3 protein-coding genes are annotated in these 2465 nt (G+C 63.7%); all 3 read left to right on the top strand.

Going from position 1 to position 2465, the window contains the following annotated elements; all coding sequences use genetic code 11:
- On the top strand, window positions 1-543 hold a 543-nt coding region (locus J4F42_22380), incomplete at its 5' end, for an SDR family oxidoreductase (GenBank protein MCE2488271.1).
- Window positions 544-547: 4 nt separating this feature from the next.
- Window positions 548-1294, top strand: coding sequence for a hypothetical protein (locus J4F42_22375; GenBank protein MCE2488270.1), 747 nt, complete (start codon window positions 548-550; stop codon window positions 1292-1294).
- 16 nt (window positions 1295-1310) lie between these two features.
- Complete coding sequence (locus J4F42_22370) at window positions 1311-2393, top strand: LLM class flavin-dependent oxidoreductase (protein MCE2488269.1); 1083 nt, start codon at window positions 1311-1313, stop codon at window positions 2391-2393.
- The last annotated feature ends 72 nt before the right edge of the window (window positions 2394-2465 follow it).

Below are 2465 nucleotides of genomic sequence, written 5' to 3'. Positions count from 1 at the left end.
GACGTGATGTTCAACAACGCCGGCCTGGCCGAGCTGGGACGCCTGGAAGAGTACAACCTGGAGGGTTGGAACCGGGTTCTGGCCGTGACCCTGACCAGCGTCTTCCTGGGTATGAAGTACTGCCTGCCGATCATGCACCGACAGGGGGCGGGCACGATTATCAACACCGCGTCCATCTCGGGAACCGGGGCCGACTACGGCATGGCCTCGTACAACGCCGCCAAGGCCGGGGTGATCAACCTGACGCGTACCGCCGCGATTGAAAACGCCCCACACAATATCCGGGTCAACTGCGTGTGTCCCGGAGCGATCAATACGCGGGTGGCGCAGCTGCTGGGCGGTGAGCGGGCCGATGAGTTCCGTCAGGTCCAGGCTCAAGCTCACCCGATCGGTCGGATGGGCGAGCCTGAGGAGATTGCCAACACAGTCCTGTTTCTGGCCTCTGACGAGGCGTCGTTTATTACCGGCGAGGCGATCCGGGTCGATGGCGGTGTGACCGCCCGGACCGGTCTGCCCGACTTGTCGCGCTTCCGGCGCGACTAGGCGTATGGACTGGCACGCCTTACGCCCCGCAAAAGACGCCGAGCTGACGCGTCTGGCCGACCTGCCGCTGAGCGAGATCCGTCCCAGTATCCGGTCCTTTGCCCAGTACGTCACCACCCACAAGCAGGAGCTGGCCTGTATTGCGGCCCTCAAGCGGACCGATCCCCGCACCGGCCGGAGCTGGTCGCAGACCGACCTGGTGGCCCTGGCCCGGGCCTGTGATGAGGCCGAGGTCGGCGCGGTCGGCGTGTACACCGAGCCGAGCGTGTTCGGCACCTCGCTCGACGACCTGCGAGCGGTCTCGGAGGCGGTCAGCGCGCCCGTGTTGCGGCTCGACCTGGTCATCCACCCGCGCCAGATCAATCACGCCCGGCTGTGCGGAGCGGACGCGCTTGTCCTATGGGCCGGCGGGCTTGAGCCCGACGCCTTGAGCCATCTGGTCAGCGTCGCCAGCGCCAGCCATGTGACACCGGTGGTCGCGGTCCAGACCCCGGCCGAGGTTGATGTGGCGCTGAGCGCAGGGGCGTTCGTGCTGGGCGTCAGCTCGCCGTCGGGCAGGATCGAGCCGAGACAGATTGAACAGCTCACCGCCCTGATCCCGCCCCACAAGACCGTGATAGTCCTGGATGAGCTGGCGGCCGCCGACGAGTGCGCGGCCCTGCACGGCAAAGTGGACGCCGTGCTGGTGGGTAATATGCTGCTCGACGCGCCCGAAGCCGGGGCGCTGCTGGCCAGCCTTGTTGAACACTGACAAAGGAGGAAGCGCCATGAAATTCGGTCTGATGTATGAAATCCAGATTCCGGAACCCCACTATCCGGGCATCGAACAGGACACCTATAAGCAGGTCATCGCCCAGGTGATGCTGGCCGAGGAAATGGGCTTTGAGCATTTCTGGACGGTCGAGCATCACTTTCTGACCGAATTTTCCTACTGTCCGGCCCCGGAGGTGTTGTACGGAGCGATTTCCCAGCGGACGAGTACGATTCGGATCGGCCACGCGGTGGCGCTCCTGCCGCCCCAGTACAACCATCCGATTCGGGTCGCCGAGCGGGCTGCGGTGCTCGACATTCTGAGCGACGGGCGGATGGAACTGGGCACCGGGCGGTCCACCACCCTGATTGAGATGGGCGGCTTTGAGATCAACCCGGAAGAGACCAAGGCCATGTGGGAAGAAGCCATCGGCATGATTCCCCGCATGTGGACGGAGGAGACCTTCTCGCACGAGGGCCACTATTTCAAGGTCCCGCCGCGTTCGGTCATTCCCAAGCCGGTCCAGAAGCCGCACCCCCCGCTGTGGGTCGCCTGCGCCCAGCCGGACAGTTTTGCCAACGCCGGCCGTAAGGGGATTGGCGCGCTGTGTTTTCATATCGGCGACCCCGAGGAGTTGCACCGGCGGGTGGAAATCTATCGGCAGGGCATTCAAGAGGCCGAGCCGGTCGGGGCGTTTGTCAACGACAACGTTGCCGCGCTGGGGATCGTGCACTGCGCCGAGACCGACAAACAGGCCCGCGAGGTCGGTGGCCCGGCCGGCGAGTGGTTTTTGAACAAGTCGGTCCAGCTGTATCGGCCGTGGCAGGAGCAGGGGGTGAAGGTACCCGACTCGTATAAATTCGCGGTCGGCGCGGTGCAGGGCGAGCGGACGGGCAAGACGCTCGACGACCTCATCGAGGGCGGGACCTTTTGTATGGGCGATCCCGACACCTGCATTCGTATTCTGAAAAGATATGAACAGACGGGTATCGATCAGGTCTTGTGCTTCATGCAGTTCGGCGGCATTCCGCACCAGAACATCATGGACTCGATCCGCCTGTTCGGCAAATACGTGATTCCCTACTTCCGGCCCCACTAGAGCGGTTCACCATTATCTGTAGCCACAATGCTGGAAGTAATGATGGCATTCGCGGGGAGAGAAGCCCGTCAA

The organism is Desulfurellaceae bacterium, assembly GCA_021296095.1.
Classification (GTDB): domain Bacteria; phylum Desulfobacterota; class Binatia; order Bin18; family Bin18; genus JAAXHF01.
Note: the sequence above shows the minus strand (reverse complement) of the source record. Positions and strands in the feature narration are given on the sequence as shown.

Excerpts from the sequence above, each read along its gene's own strand:
- J4F42_22375 (MCE2488270.1), top strand. The coding sequence starts at position 548 with ATGGACTGGCACGCCTTACGCCCCGCAAAAGACGCCGAGCTGACGCGT.
- J4F42_22370 (MCE2488269.1), top strand. The coding sequence starts at position 1,311 with ATGAAATTCGGTCTGATGTATGAAATCCAGATTCCGGAACCCCACTAT.